This window comes from Marinobacter halodurans, assembly GCF_004327985.1.
GTDB classification, from domain to species: domain Bacteria; phylum Pseudomonadota; class Gammaproteobacteria; order Pseudomonadales; family Oleiphilaceae; genus Marinobacter_A; species Marinobacter_A halodurans.
Genome location: NZ_SJDL01000004.1, coordinates 77,697 through 101,983, shown reverse-complemented (window position 1 = coordinate 101,983; position 24,287 = coordinate 77,697). Strand labels below are relative to the sequence as shown.

Sequence of the window (24,287 nt, the reverse complement as noted above, 5' to 3'; positions counted from 1 at the left end):
AGTCTGTTCTCGCCGGAATGAGTTGACAGCTTTCGTCGACTTAAATCTAGAGTCGTGCCAGTGCGGCCTGCAGCGCCAGGTCGTAGCCCTGGCTGCCGAGGCCGCAAATCACACCGACCGCCACATCCGAAAAATAGGAGTGATGGCGGAAGGGTTCACGGGCGTGCACATTGGACAGGTGCACTTCGATAAAAGGGATCTCCGCCGCCAGCAAGGCGTCGCGCAGGGCAACGCTGGTATGCGTGAAGGCCGCCGGATTGATCAGGATGAAATCCACCCCTTCCTGTCGTGCCTCGTGGACACGGTCGATCAATTCATACTCTGCGTTGGATTGCAGATGCAACAGATGATGACCCGCCTGACTGGCCTGCTGGTGCAGGCGATCGTCGATGTCATTGAGGGTCTCGTGGCCGTAGACATCCGGCTCCCGAACGCCAAGCATGTTCAGGTTGGGGCCGTGCAGCACGAGAATGGTGGCCATGGGGAAACCTTGTTATTGGCTCGTTTTCTGACAGGATCGCCGAATATAGCGACATTTTCCAGCCATCATGACCAGTCTAGTCAATGAGTTCAACACATTTTAACAATCGGCCCGAGTCAGTCACGCCGACATTGGCACCATTGTTGTCAAGCCAGGTAGACCCGTCCATAAGACGTTGGTTTCATAGCGGGTAGTCTAAGACAGTGTCTATGCATCCGGCGGGACTCTGCCGGGATTGGTCGGGAATTGCCTGGAAAGGTGGGTTTCGGGCGATTCGGGGGCGCCTGGAGCCGGGCGAGGGTATTACCCATGTTGCCGGTTTGCACAGGACTGTGCCCTCTCCCCGGCGGGCCGGGGAGAGGTTTATCGATGCGAGCTTCCGTCACGCCCCGGGGCGGACCGCAGCGGGGCCGGTCAGTGACCGGCGGACACCACCGTATTCCGGCCCAGCCCCTTGGCGTCGTAGAGCGCGCCGTCGGCCCGTTCGCACAGGCTCTGGGCGCTCTCGCCCTGCCAGGTGGCGACACCGCAACTGAAGGTCACCCTGAACTCCTGGGTTCCGGCCGGCTGCTGCAGCTCGGCAAAACGCTCGCGGATTTCGTTGATGACGTTCTTGGCGTCGCTCTCCCGCGTGTTGGGCAGGATCAGGGCAAACTCTTCACCGCCGTAGCGGCCGATATGGTCGGTCTTGCGCAGGCGCTGCTTGAGGAACATGGACAGGCTGCGCAGCACCCGGTCGCCGATCGGGTGGCCATAGGTGTCGTTAATCTTCTTGAAATAGTCGATGTCCAGCATGGCAAAGCACAGCGGTTGATCCTTCTGCTTGGCCTTGACGATTTCCTGATCCAGCAGGTGCAGCGTGTGGGTGTGGTTGTAAAGCCCCGTCAGGCTGTCGCGGATCATCAGCGCCAACAGGGAGCGGGCACGCCGCCCCCGGTTGTGGATGGTGGCGATCAGGTGCTTGGGGTCGATCGGCTTGGTGAGGAAGTCGTCGCCACCCAGGCTCATGGCATGCAGTTGCTTGGAAACGTCGTCCTCGGCGGACAGGTAGATGATCGGCACGCTGTGCAACCGGTCCTGCTGGCGGATCACCCGGGCGATTTCCATGCCGGTGCAGCCGGGCATGTACATGTCCAGCACGATGATTTCCGGCGAGAACGCTTCCAGTGCGTGGATGATCTGCATGGGGTCGGTGATGATGTGGGCGGTCATGCCGGCCCGGGTCAGCACGTTTTCCATGAACTTGGCCTGGGCGCGGGAATCGTCCAGCACCAGCACCCGATAGGGTTCGACCGTGTTGCCGTGGGTGTAGGTTTCGATTTTCTCGATCAACTGGCCCGGATCCACCGACGGGAAGAAGAACTCCTCGCCGCCACAGCGGGAGGCACGCAGCCGGGTTTCGATGCTGCCGTCCTCGTCGCTCATGAAAATCACGGGGATCGGGGTGTCGTGGCGCTCCTGTAGGGCTTCGACCGTGGCAATGCCGGCCAGCTCGCTGCCGCCGAAGTTGACGTCCATCAGGATGGTCTCGGGCTTGTGGCGGCTACAGGCGTCCAGCAGGCTCTCGGCGTCCTCGAAGGCGGCTGCACGGAAACCGAAGAATTCCAGTTGCTTGATTAGCCGGTGCGCCATTTCCAGCTCGCAGAGGGCGACGTAGACCGGCGTACGCAGGTAGGTGCGGGGGGCTTCGTCCAGGTCCTGGTCGGTGCGGCGCAGGGTGCACTGGCTGAGCTGGTCCATCGCGCCCTGCAGTTCGTGGCGCACGGCATCGGACAGTGCGGTGTCCGGCGCCCAGCGCTGCAGGATGCCCAATAGGGCTTCGCCGGCACTGGCGTGCCTGACCATCTCGAAGCGCTGGGCATAGCGCACCAGCTTTTCGGTGGCGGTGGACAGGTCGCGATGCAGGATCTCCGCCTGGCTGTCGGATTCCTTCACTTTCTGCCAGGTGTCGAGTACGACCCGTGCCTGGGTCGTGACGCGTCGCGCAAAATGCTGTTTCAGCTTTTCCTTTTGATTGTCGTCAGTCATTGGGTCTCTGGCCTGTCTTCTTGCGCAGTGGCCGAGCCAGGTTGCTGTCTCCGGCCACTTCCTGGTCCGGTACGCCCACTCGCAGCCGTTCCGGACGGTCGGTTCCCTCACGCCAAGGCAGTGAAGCTGAGAACATTGTTTTTTTCGAGTCGCTGAACGCCGCGAGGCGATCCAGGCGCGCTCTTGCGATTGTAGAGCTCTCAAGGGCTCTCTGGAGAGTCTATAGTGTTTTATGTTGTCGGCGTAGGTGACGCTGTGTAAATGTTTGTCATATCCGATGCTTCCGGGAGCATCGGGAGCCAACGAAACCGATCGGTTCATGCCAGGGGGCTGGCCAGGGAATGCGCAAAACACGCCGCGGCATCATTTCACTACAACTGCTGTTGCTGCTGTTCACCGGCAGCCTGATCCTGCTGCTGATGGTGGCCAGCCTGCTTGCCGGCATGATCGGTTTTCGCGGGTATATCGTCGAGCAGTTGGAGGGGCACGCCCATGACGGCGCCGTCGCCGTCGGCCTTTCACTGTCCAATGCCATTGATGGCCGGGACGCCGTGGCGGCCTCGTCCCTGATCGACGCCACCTTCGACAGTGGCCGCTACCTGGTGATCCGCTACCGGAACACGGCGGCCGGCTTCGATATCGAAAGGCGGGACAGCTTGCGCACGCCGGGTGTTCCGGGCTGGTTCGTGTCGCTGGTGGATCTGCCCATCGAGCGGTTCGCCCAGCGTGCCGAGGTGGTCCGCGGCTGGAAACGCCTGGGCTTTGTCGAGGTGGTCAGCCATCCGGGGCAGGGCTACCGGGATCTGTGGCGTATGGCCCGGCAGATGGCGCTGAGGGCCTTGTTGATCGGTGCCGTTGCACTGTTGATCCTGTTCCTGATCCTGCGCCGGGTGCTTCGTCCCCTGGTGGGGCTGGAACGTCAGGCCGAAGCGATCCGCAACCGGGACTTCCGCTCGAGGGCGCCGGAGGCCGGTACCCGCGAGCTGGCGCGGGTGACCTCCGCCATGAACCAGATGACCCACGACCTGGGGGCCCTGTTCGAAGGTCAGGCCAAGTTGATCCAGCACCTGCGGCGCATGAGCAACGAGGACCGTCTGACCGGGCTGGCCAGCCGCAGCGCGTTTGAACAGCGTGTGTCGGTGGCGGTGGAAAGCCGGGATTCCCGGCGCCAGGGGGTACTGGTACTGCTGCAGTTGGCGGATTTCGGGCGTAGCAACCAGCTCGATGGACGTGAAGCGGCCGACAACATCCTGCTGGCGGTCGCCGAACGGATCCAGGCCTTTGTCCGGGAGCATCCCAGCAGCTTTGCCGGCCGTCGCAACGGTGCTGAATTCGCCCTGTTCCTGCCGGGGGCAGCGCCGGTGGACGCGGAATTCTGGGTGCGTCGGCTGCTGGCGGATCTCGACGGCATCTACGCCGACCGCTCCGGCGGGCGGGATGTGGCGGTACACGCCGGGCTCGCCGCCACCAACGGCCACCCGGGCGGCACGCGCGAGCTGTTGGCGGCCTGCGACGAGGCCCTGCGCCAGGCCCAGATGTCGCGGGAGAGCGACTGCAAACTGTTCGATACCACCCAGTCGGCCCAGCACAGTGTCGAGCAGTGGCGCGAGCACCTGCAGTCATCCCTGGAGGCGGAGCGTATCCGGCTGGTCTATCAGCCGATGCTGCGGACCGTCGATCAGTCGGTCCACCATTACCATGTGCTGTCGCGCATCGAGGTCAACGGCGAATGGGTGGCGGCCGGTATCTTCCTGCCCATGGCGGAGCGTTTCAGCATGATGGCGCGGCTGGACCGGATCGTGTTCCGGCGGGTGCTCGACCTGCTGCGCCAGTATCCGCTGCAGTCCTTCAGCCTGACCCTGGGCAGTTCATCGATTGCCGATGCCGGCTTCCGCGATTGGCTGGCGCAGATACTGCCGGAAGAAGGCGCGGCGGTGCTGGCCCGCCTCTGGGTCTATCTGCCCGAGGACGCGGTGCACCACCACAGGGCGGATGTGGGGAACTGCGTCAAGCTGTTGCGGCGCCACGACGTCCGGGTCCTGGTGGATCATTTCGGTGTCGGCGGCGTGCCGTTCAGCTACCTGCGTAATCTGCCCTTCCAGGCCTTGCGTATCGATCACAGCTTTATCCGCAATATCGATACGCATCCGGACAACCGCTTCTACCTCGAGTCCATCGTGCCGATCGCCCACAGCCGCGGCGTCGAGGTCTTTGTGGCCGGCGTGGAGACCGCGGCCGAATGGCATCTGGTGTCGGTGCTCGGCGTCGATGGCGGCATCGGCTATCACTTGGCGCGCCCGGGCGACAGGCTGCCGCCGGCGTGAGCCGCCGGTGGATAGGGCATGGCACCATTATGTCCCCGGGCTATCCGGCCAGCGCGATGGCGTGTCAGGCAATTGCGGTGCCCATGACAATCCGGCAAGGTATGGGCTCCCGGTGGCCAGGAGAGGCCCCGGCGGTGTGCGGATAACGACGAATCAGAACGAATGACACAAGGTGGACGGTTATGTTGAACAAGACCAGAGGATTTTTCCGGCAGCGGCTGGAGGACATCCAGGACTATCTCGGTGGTGGCAAGGTGTTCAAGGGCCTGGTCGTCCTGCTGGTGATCTACCTGATCGTCACCATCGTGCTGGGGATCTACTGGAGCAGCGAGCCGGACACCTTTTCCGTGCGCGACGAAGCCCAACAGCGGGCCCAGGCCATGAACCGGGAGATGGTCACCGGTTTCACCACCACCTCGACCCTCATCCATATGACCGAGACCCTGCTCGACAAGCCGGGCGGCTACATCACCAACGACATCATGCCGCCGGGCCTGTGGATGGATAACATGCCGCACTGGGAGTATGGCGTGCTGGTTCAGCTGCGGGACATGTCCCGCGCCTTGCGCCAGGACATCAGCCGCTCCCAGAGCCAGTCCGCTGAAGATCCGGACCTGACCGTCGCCGAGCCGCAGCTGCACTTTGATAACAACAGCTGGGTGCTGCCGTCCACTGAATCCGAGTATCGGCGCGGCATCGCCGCCCTCAAGCGCTATCTGGATCGACTGTCCAACCCCAATGGCCCCCAGGCCCAGTTCTATGCCCGGGCGGACAATCTCAACAACTGGCTGGCGGATCTGGAAACCCGTCTGGGCAGTCTGTCCCGCCGGCTGAGTGAAAGTGTCGGCAAGCAGTCGGTCAGCGAGGGCATGGACGAGCTGCCCGAGAAGTCGAAGGAAGACGAGATTGCCTCGGTGAAGACGCCCTGGACCGAAATTGACGACGTGTTCTACGAAGCCCGCGGCACCTCCTGGGCCCTGCTGCACATCTTCCGCGCCATTGAGGTGGATTTCCGTGATGTCCTGAAAGACAAGAACGCACTGGTGAGCGTGCGCCAGATCATCGTGGAACTGGAAGGTTCCCAGCAGGCCATGTGGAGTCCGGTGATCCTCAACGGCAGCGGATTCGGCATCCTCGCCAATCACTCGCTGACCATGGCGTCCTACCTGGCGCGGGCCAACTCGGCCATTATCGACCTGCGGGAGCTGCTGAGCCGGGGATAATCGGCAGACCCCGGAAAGTAAAAAAGGCAGCGGCCGGGTGGCTCGCTGCCTTTTTTGTGTCCGGCCACCAGGCGGCGGTCGAAGCGGGGCCGCTTACTTCCGGTAGGCGGCGACGGCGGCTTCGATGGCGCGGCAGGCGGCTGCGGCGTCTTCCCAGCCATCCACCTTGACCCATTTGCCGGCTTCCAGGTCCTTGTAGTTCTCGAAGAAGTGCTGGATCTGGTCGCGCAGCAGCTGCGGCAGGTCGTGGACGTCTTTCACGTCGGTGTACTGTTTGGTCACCTTGTCGTGCGGTACGGCAACCAGCTTGGCATCGCCGCCGGCCTCGTCTTCCATGTTCAGGACACCCACCGGGCGGCAGCGGATGATGCTGCCCGGCATGACCGGGTAGGGGGTGACCACCAGCACGTCCAGCGGGTCGCCGTCGTCGGCCAGGGTGTTCGGGATGAAACCGTAGTTGGCCGGGTAGAACATCGGCGTGGCCATGAAGCGGTCCACTACAACGGCACCCATATCCTTGTCGACCTCGTACTTGATCGGGGAAGAGGCGTTGGCCGGAATCTCGATCAGTACGTTGATGTCTTCAGGCGGGTTCTTGCCGGGCGGGATGTTGTCGAAGTTCATGAGGCGTCCTTCTTGACTGTCTTCAGTGAAGTGGAATGGAACCAGTGAATGGCCACGGATTATACCCGTCGGCCCCGCAGGGTGAAACATACCTTCGGTCGTGTTCGACCGGTAGCGCCCAACCTGTACGAATGGTCATGTCGTCAGCGGTCGCTGTGCTACAGTGAAGGTGTCTGTTTTTCATCGTCTTCAACGGCGGTGAGATGAATTCAGGCAGCGTATCGGCCGGCGATGGCACATACGATGCCGGCCTGTCAGGTATGTTTCATTCAGGGAGACAGACCATGGAAGCACAAACACCCCAGGACGATTATAAACGGGTCAAGGAAGACATCCAGTTGCTTCGTGAAGACCTGGCCAAGCTGACCCGTGCAGTGGCTGACGGTCAGAAGAACAACATCAGCAATCTCCGCGACGAAATCCGCAAGGAAAGTCGCGAAGCCCTCCGCCATGCCCGCGAACGCGGCGACGAAGTGTTCAACCGCGCCCGCGAAGCCGGCGACAAGGCGATCCACGACGTCGAGCACAAGATCGAGGAGCGTCCGTTCCTCAGCGTCGTGATCGTATTCCTGGTCGGCCTGCTGGTCGGCAAGTTGCTCGACCGCTGACCATGCCTCTGTCCGGCGAACTGCAAGCCCTGCTGCGTAAAGTCCTGGCCGCGCTGATCGGCGCGGCCCTGGGGCTGGTGCTGCTCAGCGCCCTGTTGATCGGCGGCTTTGTGCTGCTGGCGAAAGCCGCCACCCTGGGGCTGGCGCCCTGGGTGGGGGAGGCCGGCGCCTTCGGCATCACCGGCGCGGTCTGCTTTGCGTTGCTGGGGTTCTTTTTCTATCGGATGATGCGGACGCCGTCCCGCTCCATGGGGAGGCCGGCCGGCGGCCGGTCGTCGCCGCTGGCGGCCTTCCGGCGGTTGATCGTGGAGAACCCCTGGGAGTCGGTGCTGACCGCCTTTGCCCTCGGGATCACCGAGCAGAGCGATCCGCGACTGCGACAGTTCCTGGTCCAGAGTGGGCTGGCGTTCCTCAAGGCCGCCAACGCCATGGACGACGGCGGGGCGGAAAACGACGAGCGCCCACCGGACACGTCGGCCAACGACGGCGCCTGAGCGACGCTCACAGTCCCAGTTGCTTGCTGATCAGCTCCTTCATGATTTCCGTGGTACCGCCGCCAATGGAGAGGAGCTTGCCGTCGCGGTAGAGCCGTTCAACGCCGGTTTCACGCATGTAGCCCATGCCGCCATGAAGCTGGATCGCCTCCCGGGTAACGTCCTCGCACACCTGGGCGGCGAAGTTCTTGGCCATGGCCACTTCCTTGACCGGGTTCCTGCCGGCCTGTATCAGGGCGGCGCAGCGGTAGGTGTATTCCCGGGCAATGTCCACGTGGGTGGCCATCTCCACCAGCTTGTGGCGGGTGACCTGGAACCCGCTCAGACTGCGCCCGAAGGCTTCGCGGGAGCGGCAGTATTCAATGGAGGCTTCCAGCGCCAGTTGGGCGCCCATATAGCCCATGATCGCCAGCATCAGGCGCTCGGACAGGAAGTTGGTCATGATCGCGATGAAGCCGGCGTTCTCGGCGCCCAGCAGGCGATCCGCGGGCACCCGGCAGTCCTCGAAGAACAGCTCGGCGGTGTCGCTGGCCCACCAACCCATCTTTCGCAGTTTGCGGCCACGGGTGAAACCGGGGGTGTCGCGGTCCACCAGCAACAGGCTGATGCCGTTGTGGCCCGCATCGCCGGTGCGCACGGCCACGGTGTAGTGGTCGGCCCGGTGTCCGCTGGTAATGAAGGTCTTGTTGCCATTGATGACGTAATGGTCGCCGTCGCGCACCGCCCGGGTCTTCAGGCTGGCGACGTCGGAGCCGCCGCCCGGTTCGGTGATGGCCAGGGCCATGATCTTGTCGCCCCGCAGCGCCGCCGGCACGACCTGCTCCCTGAGCGCCGGCTGTGCCCAGCGGACCACCGGGGGCAGGGCGATGTCCAGTGACTCGAGCCCGGCCACGAGGCCGCCGGAGGTGGAACGCATCAGTTCCTCGCTGATGGCCACCTTGAGGAATACGTCCCCCTCGCTGTGGCCGCCCAGCGCCTCCGGGTAGCCGGCACCGAGGATGCCGGCCTCGCCGGCCAGACGGTACAGTTCCCGCGGGAACTCGCCGGCTTCTTCCCAGTCGTCGATGTGGGGAAGCACATGGGTCGCGACAAATTTTCGTGTGGTGTTGCGGACCTGTCGATGCGTGTCATTGAAGTAATCGGTGTCCATGGCGTCATCCGTTCCTGGCGGAGATTTTCCCGAAAGATCAGTGAGTGTCGCTTATCAAGCCAAACCTAGCAAGCGCTTGGTCCATAAGTTGATCTCGATCAATATGGGTCTGGTCGGACCCCGGGTCGACGGATAGAGTGTTCGGCCGCTTTTCCGCGTGTACAATATTCATGCGTTAAAGTACGTACTCCCGCCCTGTGGGTGGCTCTTCGGGGCGGGGCGGCCAATGACGGCCTTTCATCCCACTTCCTGACGAATGACAGGGAGCACCTCAGATGACCATAAAGAAAGTTCTCATCGCTAACCGTGGTGAGATTGCGGTCCGAATAGCCCGCGCCTGCCAGGAGCTTGGCGTCAAGGCTGTGGCGATCTATTCCGAAGCCGACCGCTATTCCTTGCACGTCAAAAAGGCGGACGAGGCGCATTGCATCAGTGCTGATCCACTGACGGGCTACCTCAACCCCCATCACATCGTGAACCTGGCGGTGGAAACCGGCTGTGATGCACTGCATCCCGGATACGGCTTCCTCTCCGAGAACGCCACGCTGGCGGCTGTCTGTAAGGAGCGGGGCATCCGCTTTATCGGGCCGGCGGCGGACGTGATCTCCTCCATGGGCGACAAGACCCAGGCGCGCCAGACGGCAGTAAATGCCGGCGTCCCGGTCACTCCGGGCTCTGAAGACAACCTCGCGGATGTCGAAGATGCCGTGAAACAGGCGGGCGAACTGGGTTACCCGGTGATGCTCAAGGCCACCTCCGGTGGCGGCGGCCGCGGTATTCGCCGCTGCGACGACGAGGACAGCCTGCGCCAGAACTACGAGCGGGTGATTTCCGAGGCGACCAAGGCGTTCGGCAGCGCCGATGTCTTCCTCGAGAAGTGCATTGTCAACCCGCGCCACATCGAGGTGCAGGTCCTGGCGGACAGCCACGGCAACGCCATCCACCTGTACGAGCGCGACTGTTCCATCCAGCGCCGGAACCAGAAGCTGATCGAGCTGGCGCCGTCGCCCCAGCTGACCGACGAGCAGCGCGAATACATCGGTGACCTGGCGGTACGCGTCGCCAAGGAAACCGGGTACGAGAATGCCGGCACGGTGGAGTTCCTGCTCGCCGACAACGGTGATTTCTACTTCATGGAGATGAATACCCGGGTGCAGGTGGAACACACCATCACCGAACAGATCACCGGGGTGGACATCGTCAAGGAGCAGATCCGGATTGCCGCTGGCGAAAAGCTGCGCTTCAAGCAGGAAGACATCAGCTACCGCGGCTACGCGGCCCAGTTCCGGATCAACGCCGAAGATCCCAAGAACAACTTCCTGCCGAGTTTCGGCCAGATCACCCGTTACTATTCACCGGGCGGGCCCGGTGTGCGGACCGATGCGGCCATCTACACCGGCTATGAAATCCCGCCGTACTACGACTCCATGTGCGCCAAGCTGATTGTCAGCGCCATGGATTGGGAAGAGCTGCTGGACCGTTCCCAGCGTGCCCTCAAGGACATGGGGATCTACGGCATCAAGACCACGATTCCCTATTACCTGGAAATCCTCAGCCATCCGGACTTCAGGGCTGCTTCGTTCAATACCGGGTTCGTCGAAGCTCACCCGGAACTGATCAACTACAGCATCAAGAAGCGTCCGGAGTCGCTGGCCGCCGCTGTGGCCGCCGCGATTGCCGCCCAGGCCGGAATCTGATGGGAGTCTTATATGACCAAGCGTAAAATCGAAATCACTGACGTCATCCTGCGGGACGCCCACCAGTCCCTCATCGCCACGCGCATGCGTACCGAGGACATGCTGCCGGCCTGCGACAAGCTGGACAAAGCCGGCTACTGGTCCCTGGAATGCTGGGGCGGTGCCACCTTCGACAGCTGCGTCCGCTTCCTGAAAGAAGACCCGTGGGAGCGCCTGCGCCAACTGCGCAAGGCCCTGCCGAACACCCGCCTGCAGATGCTGCTGCGCGGCCAGAACCTGCTGGGCTACCGTCACTATGCGGACGACGTGGTGGAAGCCTTCTGCCAGAAGGCCGCGGACAACGGCATCGACGTGTTCCGTATCTTCGATGCCCTGAACGACGTGCGTAACCTGGAAACCAGCATCAAGGCGGTCAAGAAGGCCGGCAAGCATGCCCAGGGCACCATCTGCTACACCGTCAGCCCGGTCCACGGCACCGAGCTGTTCCTGAAGCAGGCCAAACAGATGGCCGACATGGGCGTCGACAGCATCGCCATCAAGGACATGGCAGGTCTGTTGACCCCGTCCGCCACCGCCGATCTGGTCAGCGCCCTGAAGAAGGAGCTGAACCTGCCGGTGTTCCTGCATTCCCACTACACCTCGGGCATGGCGTCCATGTGCCAGTGGGCGGCGATCGAGGCCGGTGTTGACCACATCGATACCGCGCTGTCCGCCTTCGCCGGCGGCACCAGTCACCCGCCCACCGAGTCGCTGGTGGCGGCCCTGAAGGAAGCGGGCTATCAGGTAGACCTGGATCTCGAGACTCTCGACGAGCTGACCGGCCACTTCCGCGAAGTGCGCAAGAAGTACCACCAGTTCGAGAGCGAGTACAATGGTGTGGACACCGCGGTTCTGCTGTCCCAGGTGCCGGGCGGCATGATGTCCAACCTGGCCAACCAGTTGAAAGAGCAGGGCGCCTTGGACAAGATCCGCGACGTGTTCGCCGAGATCCCGCGCGTGCGCAAGGATCTGGGCTACCCGCCGCTGGTCACCCCGACCTCACAGATCGTGGGCACCCAGGCGGTGATCAACGTCCTGTCCGGCAAGCGCTACGAGAACATCACCAACGAGGTGAAGAAGTACCTGCAGGGCTGGTACGGCGCCGCGCCGGGTAAGATCAACTCGGATTTGCAGAAGCGTGCCGTGGGCAATGAGGAATTGATCGAAGAGCGCCCGGCCAACCTGTTGAAGAACGAGTTCCACACGCTGAAAGGCGAGATTGGCGACCTGGCGGAGTCCGAAGAGGACATCCTGACCTTTGCCATGTTCCCGGATCAGGCCCGCCAGTTCCTGGAGCAGCGCAAGGAAGGCACCCTCAAGCCGGAACCGCTGGAACCGAAACCGACCGCCACGAGTCCGGGTTCGGTCTCCACCGAGTTCAAGATCACCGTTCACGGCGAAACCTTTGACGTCAACGTCACCGGTGTCAGCCCGTCGGGCGACGACGAGCGTCGTTTCTTCATGACGGTCGATGGCATTCCGGAAGAGATCAGCCTGGAAACCGTGGGCGGCTTCGAGCGCGAAAGCAGCGGCGGCTCCGGTCGCGGCAAGGCCTCGAAGGAAGGCCACGTGACCACCAGCATGCCGGGCAACATCGTTGACGTTCTGGTCAATGAGGGCGACAGCGTCGACGCCGGCAAGCCGGTGCTGATCATCGAAGCCATGAAGATGGAAACCGAGGTGAAAGCCCCGATTTCCGGCAAGGTGGTCGGTGTGTTCATCAAGAAGGGCGACCGGGTGACCCCATCCGAAGTCCTGATGGAAATCGAACCCTGAGCGGTTGGATGACCTGAGCTGAAAAAGCCCGGCTTCGGCCGGGCTTTTTCATGGGTGTCTGGGCATCCCGGAGGCTGTCGATAAAGCAGGGCAGCTCTGCGAGCTGCTCCGAAGCTGAAGCGTCGGCTACATTTGCCTTAACTCGAGTATGTAGCAGATGCTTCAGCTTCTGAGGCGCCGCCAGGCGCCCGATCTTCTGCTCTAGCTCTCCGCGTCGAGGCCAGGCTACCGGTCCACCGTCTCCACTCCGTTCTGCGTCCCCAGCAGCAGGATATCCGCCGGGCGGTGCGCAAACAGGCCGTTGGTCACCACGCCCACGACCTGGTTCAGGTCCCGCTCCAGTTCGATGGCGTTGTTGATGGTGAGGTTGTGGACGTCGAGGATCACGTTGCCGTTGTCCGTGACCACACCTTCCCGGTAGACCGGATCACCGCCCAGCTTGACGATCTGCCGCGCCACGTGGCTGCGGGCCATGGGAATCACTTCCACCGGCAGCGGGAACGCGCCCAGCAGGTCGACGCGCTTGGACTCGTCGGCGATACAGATGAAAGTCTTCGCGACCGCCGCCACGATTTTCTCCCGGGTCAGGGCAGCCCCGCCGCCCTTGATCAGTTCCAGGTGGTCGTTGGCTTCGTCGGCGCCATCGATGTAGAACTCGAGGCTGCTTACCGAGTTGAGGTCGTAGACCGGGATGCCATGCTTTTTCAGGCGTTCGGCGGTGGCTTCGGAACTGGCGACAGCGCCGTCAAAACGCGCCTTCAGGTCGGCCAGCATGTCGATGAAATGGTTCGCCGTGCTGCCGGTCCCGACACCGATCACGCTGTCCTTGGCCAGCTTCGGGGTGATGATATCGATGGCGGCCCGGGCGACGGCCTGCTTCAGTTCGTCCTGGGTCATAGCGTCCTCGCCAGATGAAAATGGGAATTGTCGAAGGGCCATCAGTATACCGGGCCGGTTGGCGGGCATACAGGAAAAGCTGACCTGCATCGCGATTGCCCACCAATAGTGCTGGACGCCCCGCCCGCTGAGTCCTTAGACTTGAGGGTTTTCACCTACCCATTCACCCGATCGATCCAATCCGAAAACCCAGAGAAGGGAATTGCTCCATGCCACAGCGCTACATCAAGAAAATACTCGATGCCCGAGTCTACGATGTGGCGATTGAATCGCCGCTGACTCATGCCCGTAACCTGTCCAAGCGGTTCAACAATCACATTATTCTGAAGCGGGAGGACCTGCAGCCGGTCTTCTCGTTCAAGTGTCGTGGCGCCTATAACGCAATTTCCCATCTCACCGAGGAACAGCGGGAAAAGGGCGTGATCTGCGCCTCCGCCGGCAACCATGCCCAGGGCGTGGCGCTGGCGGCCCAGGAGTTGGGGATCAAGGCGGTGATCGTGATGCCCCAGACCACGCCGGAGATCAAGGTGAAGTCGGTGCGGGATCGCGGTGCCAAGGTGGTCCTCAAGGGGGACGCGTTCGACGAAGCCGCCGCGCACGCCGCCGAACTGGTGGAAAAACAGGGGCTGACCTATATCCCCCCCTACGACCACCCGGACGTCATCGCCGGTCAGGGCACCGTGGCCATGGAGTTGCTGTGGCAGTTCACCAAGCCGTTGCATGCCGTATTCGTCCCGGTCGGTGGTGGCGGGCTGATCGCCGGTATGGCCGCCTACATCAAGTACCTGCGCCCGCAAACCCGGATCATCGGTGTGGAGCCGGAAGACTCCAACTGTCTGCAGGCGGCCCTGGCGGCTGGCGAGCGTGTGGTGCTCGATGAAGTGGGCATCTTCGCCGACGGCGTGGCGGTCAAGCAGATCGGCAAGAACACCTGGGACGTCTGCAAGGAATGCGTGGATGAGGTGATCACTGTGTCCACGGATGAGATCTGCGCGGCCATCAAGGACGTGTTCGACGATACCCGCTCCATCTGTGAACCGGCCGGGGCGCTGTCCGTCGCCGGCATCAAGAAGTACGTGCAGCGCGAGGGCGTGGTCAGCCAGAACCTGGCCGGCGTGCTGAGCGGTGCCAACATGAACTTCGACCGGCTGCGCTATATCTCCGAGCGCACGGAGATCGGCGAGCAACGCGAAGCCATCCTGGCGGTGACCATTCCGGAACGGCCGGGTAGCTTCAAGTCGTTCATCAATGCGCTGCACAAGCGCAACATCACCGAGTTCAACTACCGCTACTCGGACGGCGACGAAGCGTGCATCTTCGTCGGGATACAGATCCAGTCCGGCGGGCTCGGGCGCGACGAACTGGTCCAGGACCTGCGCGATGGCGGCTATCCGGTGATCGATCTGACCGACAGCGATATCGCCAAGCAGCACATCCGCCACATGGTGGGTGGCCACGCGCCGCACATCCACAACGAGAAGGTTTTCCAGTTCGAGTTTCCCGAGCGTCCCGGTGCCTTGTTGAAGTTCCTGATGTCGCTGGGCACCCGCTGGAACATTTCCATGTTCCACTACCGCAACCACGGGGCGGCCTACAGTCGCGTCCTGATGGGCGCGCAGGTCGAGGATCACGAGACCGGTGCCTTCACCAAGATGCTCGACAAGGTGGGTTTCCGCTACGAGGAAGTGACCGACAATGAGGCCTATCGGCTGTTCCTGGGCAACGGTAACGGGCGCTAGGAACCTGCCGGCACGATCGACCGGGCGGAGTTCGCTTCACATGCGGATTCCGGCCGTTTTTTTTTACGTCGGTCAGGCAGGGATAATCGTCGGGTTGAAAGATGAACCTTCTGTAATCTGTAAAAAATTGTAATGCCACAGTTAGCTGATACTATTTACTGCAATTCTCTGAATAAAAAATAAACACCTGATTGCCGTAAGATTTTAAAGTCCGCAATTTGTGACGGTCTTTTCATGATTTTGGCTTTAAGATGGTGAACTGGCTGCGCAGATTCATAAAACAGAGATAGAAAACGGTAAAGAAACCGTTCGCATTGGGGGATGCAAAACAATGGAACGAAAGCCTGACGTCATACGGGCGCTCGTTTTTCTTTTCGTCATTGGTCTTGCGGTGACCGGACTGACCTCGTTGCAGGCGTCCGAACCGAAATCCAGGGCGGTCAGCATGGCCGACTCTGCGGATTCATCGCTGCTGCAAATGCTGGAAGACTGACAAGCTTTTCGAGCGCCAACAGGAAGAGTCCCGGTGTTTTGCCGGGCTTTTCATTTCAATTCAGGGTGCGGCGCCGCAGTCGCCCCTGCCGTTTCTCGCCCAGCCGGAAATGTCCGATAAACAGACGACCCGGTTCCTGCCGCTCCCGAATACCTCCCACATCGCAGGCGACCTGTCGCGCAGGCGTGATCACCGCGTCCATGGGCACGTCCCAGGACTCGACCGGTAGTTTCTCCACCTGTTGGCTGTCGTGCGCCAGACCGATCAACGCTGGCGGCCGAGCCGCTTCCCGTCGTTTGAATGCAAAGGTGCGGTCGTAGAAACCGCCGCCCATGCCCAGTCGCCCGCCCTGGCGATCGAATCCCACCAGTGGCATCAGCACCGCATCCAGCGCCCAGGGGGCCCGGCGTGGGGCATTGCGGGCGGCCGGCTCGGGAATGCCAAAGCGGTTCGGTTTCAGGCGTGTGGTGGGGTCGAGCCGGTAGAACCAGAGCCGGTTGCCGAGAATGGGATGAAGCACCGGCAGATAGACCGTCTGGCGCCGGCGGCGGGCTTCGATAATGAAGGCCCTGGGATCGATCTCGCCATCGTTGGGGAGGTACAGCCCGATGTGGCGCGCCCGCGACTGGGAAAAATACCGCATCAACTGGCGCACCAGGGCTCTTGAAGCCTTGCGTTGGGCTGCGGGTGACAGTGAGCGACGGCGCTGGCGCAACTGGCGGCGCAGCCGTTTGCGATCCGGACTGGCTGGAAGGGGAGGCAAGAAGGCTGTCACGTGCGGTCTAGTGTCCTGAAGCGATCGTCGGTCGGGCGTAAGGAGAGAAAGATAAGCTTCCCGGGATGCCGTTATCGGATGTGGCCCTTGAACCCTAAAGTTCAAGGTGGTGGCCGCTGTGACATATTAGGCTTTCCCCTGCATGGGGGACATGCTCACAATGCCCTGAAGTAGCCACCTAGGTATTGCGCATCGGCTCGAGGACGTATCCGACCAGCGAACATCCCAGGAAGTGACGTCATTATACGGGCTAGACCGGGTGCGATTGCAAACGTGTTTCGGAAATCCCGGTCATTGGCATTAACAATGAGACAGGCGGGTCAGTTTCCTGATTCGCCCAGCGCTTCATCCAGCCGGCTGTTCATGCGCTCCAGGACTTTGGCGGCGCCTTCGGAAACGTCGTTCTGGAGCAACTCGTGGGTGATGTTGAGCGCGGCCATCACAGCGATCCGTTCGGTGCCGAAAACCTTGCCGCTGGCACGGATCTCCCGCATCTGGGAATCCAGGTGGCGGGCGGCCTGCTGCAACTCGCCGCGGGCTTCGTCGGGGCAGGCAACCAGGTACGCCTTGTCGAGGATGTTGACTTCGACCGTGGTGGGTTTGTCGGACATTGGGAACCTCTGGTGTAGGTCGGTTGGCGATTCGGGCGTTCCCTGACAGCCGGAATCAGTGTTGCTCCAGTGCCCTGAGGCGGCCAATCATCGCTTCAATCTTGTTGCGTGCGAGATCGTTTTTCTGCATGAGCTGGGCGCGTTCGCGGTTCCAGTCGTCCTGCATCTGACGCATGGAAGCGTTCTCCTGCTCCAGTTTCTGACAACGAGCAATCAGGCGGTCCACCTTGTCGGCGAGGGCCTGCAGTTCGGACTGATCCATGGCGTTCTACTTCCCGGGCGAAGAGTCTGGAAGAGGAATTCTCCGTAAGTTACCCAATCAACTATAAATGCGGCCCGGTAGGGGGTCAATTTGCAGATCTTGCCGTCCCGTCATGTTGGCCGGATCTGCGACGTCGTGCACGTCCGTGCATCGACGGGCAATGATTTACGCTGGGTCAGGCGACAGGTGGTTTGACGAGGGCGCGACCGATGCCTTTGCCGGCTGCGGGTGCTACGATAGTGACCCATTCAATACTGCCAACGTAAGTCGAGTAATGACTGAGAACGAAACCTCAACGCCGTCCCTGGGAGACTTCGAATCCTGGGCCAATCTGTTCGCCTCCTATAAGGCGTTCAGCCACCCCGCCGAACTGCACGGCGGACTTTGTGGCCGGCTTGCTGCCGGCGGTCGCCTGAAGCCGGAAGAGTGGCGCTCCCTGGCCTGCGAGAATATGGGTGTGGCGCCGGAAGCGGTCGACAGCAGCGACGAGCTGCGCACCTTCCTGGATACCGCCTACGAGGTCACCCTGGCCTCGCTGCAATCGTCGGACCTGAGTTTTACGCCGCTACTGCCGGACGACGACTATGCGCTGGATCAGCGGCTGCAGGCGCTGTCCGCCTGGGTCCGCGGTTTCCTGGAAGGCATGGCGCTGATGGCCGGGCGCCAGTTGGGTGAAGCCACCGGCGAGATCCGCGAGCTGGTGGAGGACCTGGTGGCCATCAGCCAGGTGGCCGAAGGCGAGGGCGACAGCGAGGAAGGCGAACAGCAGTTCAACGAGATTACCGAGTACGTGCGGGTCGGAGCACTCACGGTGTTTACCGAGTTCAACGCCCCGGAGCCGCCCGCCGACAAGACGCTTCATTGAGAGAGGCCCGTTTATGCCCATGCCGATCAAAGAATTTGCCGCCCGCCGCAAGGCCCTGAGTGAACTCATGGCACCGGACAGCATCGCCATCGTGCCGGCCGCGCCCGAGCGGGTGCGCAACCGCGACGTGCTGCATCCGTACCGGCAGGACAGCGACTTCTACTACCTCACCGGTTTCGAAGAGCCGGATGCGGTGCTGGCGCTGATTCCCGGTCGCGAGCATGGCGAGGCGGTGCTGTTCTGCAAGGAGCGTAATCCCGAGAAGGAGCTGTGGGACGGTTTCCTGATGGGGCCGGAGGGCGCCATCGAAAAACTCGGCTTCGACGATGCCTTTCCCATTGCCGATATCGACGACATCCTGCCGGGCATGATCGAGGGCCGCAGCCGGGTCTACTACCCGCTGGGCAAGGACAAGGCGTTCGACAGCCAGGTGATGGACTGGGTCAAGACCATCCGCTCCAAGGTGCGTACCGGCGCCCATCCGCCGGGTGAGTTCGTGGCCCTGGAGCACACTCTGCACGATCTGCGTCTGTACAAGAGCGCGGCGGAGATCAAGGTGATGGCCAGGGCTGGCCAGATCAGCGCCGAGGCCCACTGCAACGCCATGAAGCGGGCGCGCAGGGGCGGCCATGAATACAACCTGGAAGCCGAGTTGTTGCACACCTTCATGTCCCACGGCGCCCGTTCCACGGCCTATCCGTCGATTGTCGGCAGTGGCGCCAACGGCTGCATCCTGCACTACATCGAGAACCGCGCCCCGCTGAAGGACGGCGATCTGGTCCTGATCGATGCCGGCTGTGAACTGGAAAACTACGCCTCCGATATCACCCGCACCTTCCCGGTCAGCGGCCGCTTCACCGATCCCCAGCGGGCGGTCTACGAGATCGTGCTGGCCGCCCAGTACGCGGCGATCGAGGCGGTGAAACCGGGCAACCACTGGAATCACCCCCATGAGGCGGCGCTGAATGTTCTGACCCAGGGACTGATCGACCTCGGTATCCTCAGGAACATGACCCTGGACGAGGCGTTGGAACAGGAGGCCTACCGGCCGTTCTTCATGCACCGCACCGGCCACTGGCTGGGCCTCGATGTGCATGACGTGGGCGACTACCGGGTCGGTGGCGCCTGGCGGGTACTGGAGCCCGGCATGGCGCTCACCGTGGAACCCGGTCTGTACATCGCGCCGGACAACCTGGACGTCGATGAGCAGTGGCGGGGCATCGGCATCCGTATCGAGGATGACGTGGTGGTCACCAAAGACGGCTGTCGTGTCCTGAGCGAAGGCGCGCCGAAAACCGTTGCCGACATCGAAGCCCTGATGGCCGACTGAGGACTGCACGACCCGTGAGCGAGCCGCATCATCCTGCGTTCGATACCGATATCCTGATTGCCGGTGGCGGACTTGCCGGCGCCACCCTGGCCCTGGCCCTGTCCCATCGGTTGCCGCAGCTGCGGGTGACGGTGGCGGAGGCGTTCCCGCTCGCGCCGGACGCCCGGCCGGAGGACTACCAGCCCAGCTATGACGCCCGCTCCACGGCGCTGGCCTGGGGCTCACGGCTGATCTACGGGGACCTTGGGCTGTGGCCGGCGCTGAGCCCCCATGCCACGCCGATCCGACGCATCCACGTCTCCGACCGGGGCCGCTTCGGCGCTACCCGGCTGTCCGCGGAGGAGCACGGCCAGGATGCGCTGGGCTATGTGGTGGACAACCGCCTGCTGGGCCTCGTATTGATGCGGGCTCTGGCCGGACAGTCTGCGGTGAGCTGGCAGGCGCCGGCGAAGGTGGTCGGTGTGGAGCCCTTGGCTGAGGGCGTCAACGTGCGGCTGTCGCGGGGTGAAGACACCCTGTCCCTGCGCGCCCGCTGCCTGGTGGTGGCCGACGGTGGACGGTCCGGTTTGCGGGAGCAGCTGGGCTTCAATGTGGATACCAGCGATTATGGCCAGAACGCCCTGATCGCCAACGTGACGTTCAGCAACCCCCACGACTTCGTGGCCTACGAGCGGTTTACCGATGCCGGCCCCATGGCGCTGCTGCCGCGGGGCAAACCCGGGCGCGCCGGGCGTGAGGCGGCGCTGGTCTGGACCCTGGAAGACGCCGCGCTGGAAGGGATCCTGGCCCTCGACGGCCGTGACCGCCTGGCCCGTTTGCAGACCCGCTTCGGCTGGCGGTTGGGGCGCTTTGTGAAGATGGGCGAATGCACGCATTACCCACTGCCCCTGACCACCGTGCAGGAAGCGGTGCGCCCGGGCATGGTGCTGGTGGGGAACGCCGCCCATACGCTGCATCCGGTGGCGGGGCAGGGGTTCAACCTGGCGTTGCGGGGACTGGTGGCGCTGGTGGACGCGTTCCAGTCGGCCGTGGATGCCGGTCGCCCGCTGGGGGACCTGGGCATCCTGCAGGCCTACCAGTCACGCCACCGGCAGGACCAGCAGGACACGGTTCGCTTCTCCGATTCGCTGATCCAGATCTTTGGTCACCACTCCGCCGCCCTGTCCGCGGCCCGCGATGCCGGACTGGTGGGGCTCGACCTGGTTCCCGGCGCCCGGCGCTGGTTTGCCCGCCGGGCGATGGGAATGGGGCCGCATGCCACAAGCCGTTCCGCAGGAAAATCGTCATGAGCACCCCGCAACACTTCGATATCCTGGTGGTCGGCGGCGGTATGACCGGTGCCGCCGCCGCACTGGGACTTTGCCGGCAGGGCTGGCAGGTCGGTCTGGTGGAAACGGCGTCCCTGGAGGATGCCGTGCGCCCGCTGGATTCAGCCGCGACGGTGGACGACTTCGAACCGCGGGTCAGTGCCCTGTCGCTGGCCAGCCAGGCGTTGCTGCAAACACTCGGCGTCTGGGAGGCGGTGACGGCGGAACGGCATTGTCCCTACGCCGACATGGCCGTCTGGGACGCGGATGGCACCGGGCGTATCCACTTCGAGGCGGCTGCCATGGGTGTCCCGTCGCTGGGCACGATCGTGGAAAACCGGAGCCTGGTGCGGGCGTTGATGAATGCCGTTTCCGGGGCGTCCCTGGAGCTGTTTGCCGGGGTGTCGGTGAGCGGCTGGACCGGGGACGCCGGGTGCCACGGCATTCAACTCGAAGACGGCCGCCGGTTACAGGCTGACCTGGTGGTGGCCGCCGACGGCCCGCAATCGCGGGTGCGTCAGTGGGCGGGCCTGCCCACGCGGGAGTGGGACTACGACCAGCAGGGCATCGTCTGCACCGTGGAAACCGCCCAGCCGCACCAGGCCACGGCCTGGCAGCGCTTCTCGCCCACCGGCCCGCTGGCGTTCCTGCCGCTGGCCAATGAAGCCGGCAGCGACCATTTCTGTTCCATTGTCTGGTCACAGGACACGGCCGAAGCCCGACGCCTGATGGCGCTGGACGACGCGGCTTTTACGGTGGAGCTGGAAGCGGCCATCGAGCGCCAGCTGGGTGCGGTGAAAGCCGTTTCCCGGCGCTTTGCCTTCCCGCTGCGCCAGCGCCACGCCAAGGACTACGTCAAACCGGGCCTGGCCCTGATCGGCGACGCCGCCCACACCATCCATCCGCTGGCCGGCCAGGGCGTCAACCTGGGCTATGGCGACGTGCGGGTGTTGCTGGAGGAAATGGCGCGCCTGCGGGAAAGCGGGCTGCCGGCAGGCGAACCCTCGGCCCTGGCCCGCTACCAGCGGCGCCGCAAGGGCGAGAACCTCGCCATGATGGCGGCGATGGAAGGCTTCAAGCAGCTGTTTGCCCGGGACGAGCTGCCCCTGCGCTGGATCCGTAATGCCGGCATGCGCTGGCTGGATGGTCGGGACGGCATCAAGAACCGGCTGGCGGCCCAGGCCATGGGTATTGAAGCGGTCTGAGGAATCAGAATTCGCAGGCGTCGAACAGCCGGCTGACCAGCACCGGCACTGCCGTCTCCACTCGCAGAATGCGCGAGCCCAGGTGCACCGCCCGGGCGCCGGCTGCCACCAGTTTCTCCACTTCGTAGGGGATAAAACCACCTTCCGGGCCGATGCAGAGGGTGGCCGGGGTGTTGGCGTGCGCGGGGCAGGGCACATCGGTGCCGGGATGGGCCACCAGGCCCGGGCGTTCCCGCATCAGGCCCGGCAACTCATCTTCCACGAACGGCTTGAAGCGCTGGCGGATGTGCACCTCGGGCATCCGCGTGTCTTTCGACTGTTCCAGTCCCAACGTCAGGTTTTCCCGCAGGTGCGCGTCCGAGAGCCAGGGCGTCTGCCAGAAGCTTTTTTCCACCTTGTAGGCGTTGATCAGCCAGATGTCCTTCACGCCCAGTGCTGCACAGGTCTGTAGGACGCGGCGGAACATCTTGGGGCGGGGCATGGCCAGCACCAGGGTGAGCGGCAGGGGAGCCGGCGGCGGCGAATCGAGGGTGACCGTAAGGCGCGCTTCGCGGTCGTCCAGGTAGTCAATGGTGCCGAGGCCCATTGCGCCATTAACCCGGCCCAGGGGCACGCGATCGCCAACGTCGACCTTGAGGACTTCCTCCAGGTGCTTGCGGCGCCGGTCCCGCAAGATCACCTGGTTGTCGCCCACGAAATCCTCGTCGAACAGCAGGCCGAGGTTCATGGCGCCTCGTCGGCGGGTGCGTCTTCCGTGTGCCGGCGGGCCAGCCGGCCGAACAGGATGCCCAGTTCGAACAGCACCCACATGGGCAGGGCCAGCAAGGTCTGCGAGATCACGTCCGGCGGGGTCAGCAGCATGCCGACAATGAAACAGCCCACCACCACGTAGGGGCGTTTGGCGGCGAGGTCTTCCGGGGTAGTGATGCCGGCCAGGATCATCAGGATGACGGCGATGGGAATCTCGAACGCCACCCCGAACGCAAAGAACATCTTCAGCACGAAGGTCAGGTAGCTGCTGATGTCGGGCATCTCGGAAATACCTTCCGGTCCGACCGTCGTGAAGAAACCGAACACCAGCGGGAACACGACGAAGTAGGCGAACACCGCGCCCAGGTAGAAGAGCACGACCGATGAGAACAGCAGCGGGAAAGCCAGCTTCTTCTCATGGCGATACAGGCCGGGCGCCACAAAGCTCCACAGCTGGTAGAGGATGTAGGGGATGGCCACGAACACCGACAGCACCAGCGCCAGCTTCAGTGGCGCGAAGAAGGGGGAGGTGACGTCGGTGGCGATCATCACCTGGCCTTCCGGCAGCAGGTCACGCAGCGGCTGGGAAACCCACAGGTAGATCCTGTTGGCGAACGGGTAGATCCCGGCAAAGCAGATCAGTGTCGCCAGCACCATCTTCAGGAGTCGGTTACGCAGCTCCAGCAGGTGGTCGATCAGCGACATTTCCGGTTGCAGCTCGTCGTCGTCCGGGCCGTCGTTGGCCGGCGATGGCGTCTTGAGCTTTTCCTCGTCGGTGGAGGGCACGGCATCTCCAGAGGGGGGCGACGTCATGTTCGGTTTTCCGGTGTAGCCTGTTGGTCCTGCGGGGTGGCGGAGGCGTCGGAATCAGAACGATGCTGTTCGGCGGTCGCAGCCGCGTCCTGCTCGGCGTAGTACCCGGCTTCTTCCAGGGCTTCCTCGCGGGGGGGCGGTGTTGAACGGTCCCTGCCTCTGTCCTCGTCGGACAGCAGCAGATGTTCGTAGTCCCGGGCCTTGTCCAGGCCGTCGCGGACGTTCTTCTGGACGCCGTCCAGATCGATGCCGCCCTCCTTGCGGAGCTGCTCCTTGAGTTCCTCGGCCTTGATTTGCCGGTCCAGCTCACTGGTGAACTGACGCACCAGGCGGCGCGTGCGCCCGACCCAGCGCCCCGCGCTGCGGGCAGCACCGGGCAGTCGCTCCGGGCCCAGCACCAGCAGGGCGATGATGCCGCAGATCAGCAGCTCCATGAAGCCAATGTCGAACATCGGGCGTCGGCTCAGCTGTGGGTTTTCTTGTCAGCGGATTCAGTGCTGGTGGCTTCGTAGACATTGCCATCCTTGCTCTGGTCCAGTGACTCCTTCTGCTGGTTCTGGTCTTCGTCGGCCATGGACTTCTTGAAGCCGCGGACCGCACCGCCCAGGTCGGAACCGATGTTACGCAGTTTCTTGGTGCCGAACAGGAGGACCACAATGCCGAGAACAATCAGTAGTTGCCAGATGCTGATACCCATGTCAGAGCCCTCACGATCGATGTTGTGTCCTTGATTGTACGCTACCTGCAACCGGTTTGGTAAAGCCGCAGATGACCGAGCGATTACCAGACGGCACAG

General features: G+C 63.1%; 24 protein-coding genes and 1 other RNA gene. 12 read left to right on the top strand and 13 right to left on the bottom strand.

Annotated features, from left to right (window positions below):
• Positions 1-46 precede the first annotated feature (46 nt).
• Together aroQ and EZI54_RS03705 are read right to left on the bottom strand one after the other, a co-directional pair.
• Entirely contained in the window at positions 47-481 is a 435-nt protein-coding gene (gene aroQ, locus EZI54_RS03710) for a type II 3-dehydroquinate dehydratase (protein ID WP_131479184.1), read from the bottom strand.
• Between the two features lie 414 nt (positions 482-895).
• A complete protein-coding gene (locus tag EZI54_RS03705) occupies positions 896-2,509 on the bottom strand; it encodes a diguanylate cyclase (RefSeq protein ID WP_131479182.1) in 1,614 nt (537 codons plus the stop codon).
• A gap of 341 nt (positions 2,510-2,850) precedes the next feature.
• Here EZI54_RS03705 and EZI54_RS03700 point away from each other — a divergent pair, with 341 nt between their 5' ends.
• Together EZI54_RS03700 and EZI54_RS03695 are read left to right on the top strand one after the other, a co-directional pair.
• A complete protein-coding gene (locus EZI54_RS03700) occupies positions 2,851-4,833 on the top strand; it encodes a bifunctional diguanylate cyclase/phosphodiesterase (RefSeq protein ID WP_131479180.1) in 1,983 nt (660 codons plus the stop codon).
• Positions 4,834-5,015: 182 nt separating this feature from the next.
• Positions 5,016-6,056: a DUF2333 family protein gene (locus EZI54_RS03695; protein WP_131479178.1), complete on the top strand. Its 1,041-nt coding sequence runs from the start codon at positions 5,016-5,018 to the stop codon at positions 6,054-6,056.
• Positions 6,057-6,149: 93 nt separating this feature from the next.
• On the opposite strand, the gene ppa is transcribed toward EZI54_RS03695, so the two are convergent.
• Entirely contained in the window at positions 6,150-6,680 is a 531-nt protein-coding gene (gene ppa / locus EZI54_RS03690; protein ID WP_131479176.1) for an inorganic diphosphatase, read from the bottom strand.
• A 284-nt stretch (positions 6,681-6,964) separates the two neighbouring features.
• Here ppa and EZI54_RS03685 point away from each other — a divergent pair, with 284 nt between their 5' ends.
• Complete coding sequence (locus EZI54_RS03685) at positions 6,965-7,288, top strand: DUF883 family protein (protein ID WP_131479174.1); 324 nt, start codon at positions 6,965-6,967, stop codon at positions 7,286-7,288.
• Positions 7,289-7,290: 2 nt separating this feature from the next.
• Positions 7,291-7,782 carry a hypothetical protein gene (locus EZI54_RS03680; protein ID WP_131479172.1) on the top strand — a complete coding sequence of 164 codons (492 nt, stop codon included), beginning with the start codon at positions 7,291-7,293 and terminating at the stop codon, positions 7,780-7,782.
• 7 nt (positions 7,783-7,789) lie between these two features.
• Here the strand turns inward: EZI54_RS03680 and EZI54_RS03675 are convergent, their stop codons facing one another.
• The gene (locus EZI54_RS03675) at positions 7,790-8,932 is read right to left on the bottom strand and encodes an acyl-CoA dehydrogenase family protein (protein ID WP_131479170.1); all 1,143 of its coding nucleotides are present in this window, start codon (positions 8,930-8,932) and stop codon (positions 7,790-7,792) included.
• Between the two features lie 275 nt (positions 8,933-9,207).
• Here EZI54_RS03675 and EZI54_RS03670 point away from each other — a divergent pair, with 275 nt between their 5' ends.
• Both EZI54_RS03670 and oadA read left to right on the top strand, forming a co-directional pair.
• Positions 9,208-10,629, top strand: coding sequence for an acetyl-CoA carboxylase biotin carboxylase subunit (locus EZI54_RS03670; RefSeq protein ID WP_131479168.1), 1,422 nt, complete (start codon positions 9,208-9,210; stop codon positions 10,627-10,629).
• Positions 10,630-10,641: 12 nt separating this feature from the next.
• Positions 10,642-12,444: a sodium-extruding oxaloacetate decarboxylase subunit alpha gene (gene oadA, locus EZI54_RS03665; protein WP_131479166.1), complete on the top strand. Its 1,803-nt coding sequence runs from the start codon at positions 10,642-10,644 to the stop codon at positions 12,442-12,444.
• Positions 12,445-12,669: 225 nt separating this feature from the next.
• Here the strand turns inward: oadA and rpiA are convergent, their stop codons facing one another.
• Positions 12,670-13,341, bottom strand: coding sequence for a ribose-5-phosphate isomerase RpiA (rpiA, locus tag EZI54_RS03660; protein WP_131479164.1), 672 nt, complete (start codon positions 13,339-13,341; stop codon positions 12,670-12,672).
• Positions 13,342-13,550: 209 nt separating this feature from the next.
• Between rpiA and ilvA the strand changes: the two genes are divergently transcribed.
• Both ilvA and EZI54_RS24355 read left to right on the top strand, forming a co-directional pair.
• Positions 13,551-15,080 (top strand): threonine ammonia-lyase, biosynthetic, encoded by a 1,530-nt coding sequence (gene ilvA, locus EZI54_RS03655; protein WP_131479162.1) that lies wholly within the window; start codon positions 13,551-13,553, stop codon positions 15,078-15,080.
• 331 nt (positions 15,081-15,411) lie between these two features.
• The gene (locus tag EZI54_RS24355) at positions 15,412-15,573 is read left to right on the top strand and encodes a hypothetical protein (protein ID WP_165495669.1); all 162 of its coding nucleotides are present in this window, start codon (positions 15,412-15,414) and stop codon (positions 15,571-15,573) included.
• A gap of 55 nt (positions 15,574-15,628) precedes the next feature.
• Here EZI54_RS24355 and EZI54_RS03650 read toward each other — a convergent pair whose 3' ends face one another.
• From EZI54_RS03650 to EZI54_RS03635, 4 genes are all read right to left on the bottom strand, one after another.
• A complete protein-coding gene (locus EZI54_RS03650) occupies positions 15,629-16,336 on the bottom strand; it encodes a 5-formyltetrahydrofolate cyclo-ligase (protein WP_242674334.1) in 708 nt (235 codons plus the stop codon).
• 65 nt (positions 16,337-16,401) lie between these two features.
• A non-coding RNA gene (gene ssrS / locus EZI54_RS03645) (6S RNA) lies at positions 16,402-16,583 on the bottom strand.
• Positions 16,584-16,668: 85 nt separating this feature from the next.
• Entirely contained in the window at positions 16,669-16,959 is a 291-nt protein-coding gene (locus EZI54_RS03640) for a cell division protein ZapA (RefSeq protein WP_131479134.1), read from the bottom strand.
• A 55-nt stretch (positions 16,960-17,014) separates the two neighbouring features.
• Positions 17,015-17,221, bottom strand: coding sequence for a TIGR02449 family protein (locus EZI54_RS03635; protein ID WP_123634066.1), 207 nt, complete (start codon positions 17,219-17,221; stop codon positions 17,015-17,017).
• Between the two features lie 274 nt (positions 17,222-17,495).
• Here EZI54_RS03635 and EZI54_RS03630 point away from each other — a divergent pair, with 274 nt between their 5' ends.
• From EZI54_RS03630 to EZI54_RS03615, 4 genes are read left to right on the top strand one after another with little or no spacing between them, the layout of a single operon-like run.
• Positions 17,496-18,086, top strand: a complete 591-nt coding sequence (locus EZI54_RS03630) for a UPF0149 family protein (RefSeq protein WP_131479132.1) — start codon at positions 17,496-17,498, stop codon at positions 18,084-18,086.
• Between the two features lie 13 nt (positions 18,087-18,099).
• On the top strand, positions 18,100-19,416 hold the full coding sequence (gene pepP, locus EZI54_RS03625) for a Xaa-Pro aminopeptidase (RefSeq protein WP_131479130.1): 1,317 nt from the start codon (positions 18,100-18,102) through the stop codon (positions 19,414-19,416).
• 14 nt (positions 19,417-19,430) lie between these two features.
• Positions 19,431-20,705, top strand: coding sequence for a 2-octaprenyl-6-methoxyphenyl hydroxylase (ubiH, locus tag EZI54_RS03620; protein WP_131479129.1), 1,275 nt, complete (start codon positions 19,431-19,433; stop codon positions 20,703-20,705).
• Positions 20,702-21,928, top strand: coding sequence for an FAD-dependent monooxygenase (locus EZI54_RS03615; RefSeq protein ID WP_131479127.1), 1,227 nt, complete (start codon positions 20,702-20,704; stop codon positions 21,926-21,928). Before ubiH ends, EZI54_RS03615 begins: the two co-directional genes overlap by 4 nt.
• A 4-nt stretch (positions 21,929-21,932) precedes the next feature.
• Here EZI54_RS03615 and EZI54_RS03610 read toward each other — a convergent pair whose 3' ends face one another.
• From EZI54_RS03610 to tatA, 4 genes are all read right to left on the bottom strand, one after another.
• Complete coding sequence (locus tag EZI54_RS03610) at positions 21,933-22,655, bottom strand: 16S rRNA (uracil(1498)-N(3))-methyltransferase (RefSeq protein WP_131479125.1); 723 nt, start codon at positions 22,653-22,655, stop codon at positions 21,933-21,935.
• Positions 22,652-23,383 (bottom strand): twin-arginine translocase subunit TatC, encoded by a 732-nt coding sequence (gene tatC / locus EZI54_RS03605; RefSeq protein ID WP_242674337.1) that lies wholly within the window; start codon positions 23,381-23,383, stop codon positions 22,652-22,654. The genes EZI54_RS03610 and tatC overlap by 4 nt, the downstream gene beginning before the upstream one ends.
• A gap of 104 nt (positions 23,384-23,487) precedes the next feature.
• Positions 23,488-23,943: a Sec-independent protein translocase protein TatB gene (tatB, locus tag EZI54_RS03600; RefSeq protein ID WP_131479121.1), complete on the bottom strand. Its 456-nt coding sequence runs from the start codon at positions 23,941-23,943 to the stop codon at positions 23,488-23,490.
• A gap of 11 nt (positions 23,944-23,954) precedes the next feature.
• On the bottom strand, positions 23,955-24,188 hold the full coding sequence (gene tatA / locus EZI54_RS03595; protein WP_131479119.1) for a Sec-independent protein translocase subunit TatA: 234 nt from the start codon (positions 24,186-24,188) through the stop codon (positions 23,955-23,957).
• Positions 24,189-24,287 lie beyond the last annotated feature (99 nt).

Bases quoted from the DNA above. Each gene is read 5' to 3' on its own strand.
- aroQ (WP_131479184.1), bottom strand. From the start codon at position 481: ATGGCCACCATTCTCGTGCTGCACGGCCCCAACCTGAACATGCTTGGC.
- EZI54_RS03705 (WP_131479182.1), bottom strand. From the start codon at position 2,509: ATGACTGACGACAATCAAAAGGAAAAGCTGAAACAGCATTTTGCGCGA.
- EZI54_RS03700 (WP_131479180.1), top strand. From the start codon at position 2,851: ATGCGCAAAACACGCCGCGGCATCATTTCACTACAACTGCTGTTGCTG.
- EZI54_RS03695 (WP_131479178.1), top strand. From the start codon at position 5,016: ATGTTGAACAAGACCAGAGGATTTTTCCGGCAGCGGCTGGAGGACATC.
- ppa (WP_131479176.1), bottom strand. From the start codon at position 6,680: ATGAACTTCGACAACATCCCGCCCGGCAAGAACCCGCCTGAAGACATC.
- EZI54_RS03685 (WP_131479174.1), top strand. From the start codon at position 6,965: ATGGAAGCACAAACACCCCAGGACGATTATAAACGGGTCAAGGAAGAC.
- EZI54_RS03680 (WP_131479172.1), top strand. From the start codon at position 7,291: ATGCCTCTGTCCGGCGAACTGCAAGCCCTGCTGCGTAAAGTCCTGGCC.
- EZI54_RS03675 (WP_131479170.1), bottom strand. From the start codon at position 8,932: ATGGACACCGATTACTTCAATGACACGCATCGACAGGTCCGCAACACC.
- EZI54_RS03670 (WP_131479168.1), top strand. From the start codon at position 9,208: ATGACCATAAAGAAAGTTCTCATCGCTAACCGTGGTGAGATTGCGGTC.
- oadA (WP_131479166.1), top strand. From the start codon at position 10,642: ATGACCAAGCGTAAAATCGAAATCACTGACGTCATCCTGCGGGACGCC.
- rpiA (WP_131479164.1), bottom strand. From the start codon at position 13,341: ATGACCCAGGACGAACTGAAGCAGGCCGTCGCCCGGGCCGCCATCGAT.
- ilvA (WP_131479162.1), top strand. From the start codon at position 13,551: ATGCCACAGCGCTACATCAAGAAAATACTCGATGCCCGAGTCTACGAT.
- EZI54_RS24355 (WP_165495669.1), top strand. From the start codon at position 15,412: ATGGAACGAAAGCCTGACGTCATACGGGCGCTCGTTTTTCTTTTCGTC.
- EZI54_RS03640 (WP_131479134.1), bottom strand. From the start codon at position 16,959: ATGTCCGACAAACCCACCACGGTCGAAGTCAACATCCTCGACAAGGCG.
- EZI54_RS03635 (WP_123634066.1), bottom strand. From the start codon at position 17,221: ATGGATCAGTCCGAACTGCAGGCCCTCGCCGACAAGGTGGACCGCCTG.
- EZI54_RS03630 (WP_131479132.1), top strand. From the start codon at position 17,496: ATGACTGAGAACGAAACCTCAACGCCGTCCCTGGGAGACTTCGAATCC.
- pepP (WP_131479130.1), top strand. From the start codon at position 18,100: ATGCCCATGCCGATCAAAGAATTTGCCGCCCGCCGCAAGGCCCTGAGT.
- EZI54_RS03615 (WP_131479127.1), top strand. From the start codon at position 20,702: ATGAGCACCCCGCAACACTTCGATATCCTGGTGGTCGGCGGCGGTATG.
- EZI54_RS03610 (WP_131479125.1), bottom strand. From the start codon at position 22,655: ATGAACCTCGGCCTGCTGTTCGACGAGGATTTCGTGGGCGACAACCAG.
- tatC (WP_242674337.1), bottom strand. From the start codon at position 23,383: ATGTCGCTGATCGACCACCTGCTGGAGCTGCGTAACCGACTCCTGAAG.
- tatB (WP_131479121.1), bottom strand. From the start codon at position 23,943: ATGTTCGACATTGGCTTCATGGAGCTGCTGATCTGCGGCATCATCGCC.
- tatA (WP_131479119.1), bottom strand. From the start codon at position 24,188: ATGGGTATCAGCATCTGGCAACTACTGATTGTTCTCGGCATTGTGGTC.